Here is a 1,705-nt window from a genome sequence, read left to right as displayed (position 1 = left end):
CCCACTCGGAAGGTGCTGGCCAGCGTAGGCACTTCATCCTCGGACGGGCGTAGATCGTCGCGCACGGCGCGGAAATGCACCTGCAAGAATACGCCGAGGTAATAGAGCAGCGCGGGCAGCAGCGCGGCCAGCACCACCTCCTGGTAGGGAACGGCAGTATATTCGGCCAGGATGAACGCGGCAGATCCCATGATGGGCGGCATGGCGCTGCCCCCGGTCGACGCTGCGACCTCGACGGCGCCCGCGAAGCGCGGGGAATAGCCCAGCCGCTTCATCACCGGAATGGTAATCGACCCCGTCGCCACCACGTCCGACGTGGGACTGCCCGACATGGTGCCATAAAGTCCCGACGAGATCACGGCGATTTTCGCAGGCCCCCCGCGCGACCGGCCCGTTATCAGGGCGGCGAGGTTAAAGAAGAACTCGCCTCCGCCGGCCTTTGATAGGAAGGTGCCGAACATCACGAAAAGGAACACATAGCTGGCGACCACCTGGATCGGCACCCCGAATACACCGTCGGTTGTGAAAACAAGGATATCCAGCAGGTAACTGAAATCGTCTATGCCGTGGCCGAAGGGCGGCGGCAGCATCGAGCCGAACTGGTTATAAAGCAGGAACAGGACCACCACCCCGGTGAGGCCCATGCCGGTGGTCCGGCGAGTCGCTTCCAGTGTCAGCAAAAGCAGCGCGGTCCCGAAGAACAGCTGCGCGGCGGTGAAGGGTTCAAGCAGGCTAATGCGGTCAGAAATCACACCGGCGTTCATGAAGAAGAAGACGCCGCAGACGAGGCTGAGAAGGCACAGCGCCCAGTCGTAGATCGGGACCTCGTCCCGGGCATTCGGCGTGGCTCCAATCGCGACAAACATGATGGTGTAGATGCCGCAAACGAACAGGATCCCCAGGATCAGTGGGTCGGAGATCGTAAAGAGATTCGCGTAAATGACCCAGGCAGCAAACAGCGCAGCCGCCGCCACTAAGGCTTTTTGCGAGCTGGCCGCAAGCTTGCGCCTGCGACCAGTGGCGACGAGCGATCCAATCAATTGATCAGGCCCGCGTTCCGATAAACGGCAGCAGCGCCGGGATGGAACTCCAGCACGCTGGTTGTCGCCAACAATTCAGGATTCAGCGCCGCCATCGAGCTATGCACGCCGCGCACCTCGTCGATGTTCTGCACCAGCGACGACGTAATCGACGAGGCGACCTCATCGGGCATCTCGGCGGTGGCAACCAACAGTGCACCCAGCGCAACGCTCGTCACGTCTGCGGTCTGGTTGGAATAGCTTCCAGCCGGGATCACCATGGTACCGGTACCGAACTCCGCGTTGGTTGCGTCGATGACCTCTTGTGGCACGCTCAACAACACGACGTCGCTATTCTGGTCGACGGCCCGGAAGGACGAGTGGTTGATGAAGATACCGTTGGTAATCATGTCGAGTCTCCCGTCCTGAATCAGATCGGCCTGCTCATTGGCGCCAGCCCGCACGAATTGACCGCCGTTCTGCGAGATCACGTCTTCGGTCACGCCCACCTCCTCCAGCATCGCCAGCGCGACGTTCGAGGTAATGTTACCCGACCGGTTGATACCGATGCGCAGCGGCGCGCCGCTTTCGGCGATGTCGGCGATGCTTTCCAGACCGTATTCCTCGGCGATGCCGCGCTCCACGAAGAAATGCATGGGCGCCCAGTTATACATGTAGCCGATGGC

Annotated in this window: 2 protein-coding genes; both read right to left on the bottom strand. The window is 61.3% G+C overall.

Annotated elements, in window-relative coordinates; genetic code table 11:
• On the bottom strand, positions 1 to 1,040 hold a 1,040-nt coding region (locus A3728_RS13225; RefSeq protein WP_150120787.1), incomplete at its 3' end, for a TRAP transporter permease.
• On the bottom strand, positions 1,037 to 1,705 hold a 669-nt coding region (locus A3728_RS13220), incomplete at its 5' end, for a TAXI family TRAP transporter solute-binding subunit (protein WP_067924545.1). The genes A3728_RS13220 and A3728_RS13225, both read right to left, overlap by 4 nt.

This window comes from Sulfitobacter sp. HI0040 (assembly GCF_001634885.1).
GTDB lineage: Bacteria > Pseudomonadota > Alphaproteobacteria > Rhodobacterales > Rhodobacteraceae > Sulfitobacter.
Note: the sequence above shows the minus strand (reverse complement) of the source record. Positions and strands in the feature narration are given on the sequence as shown.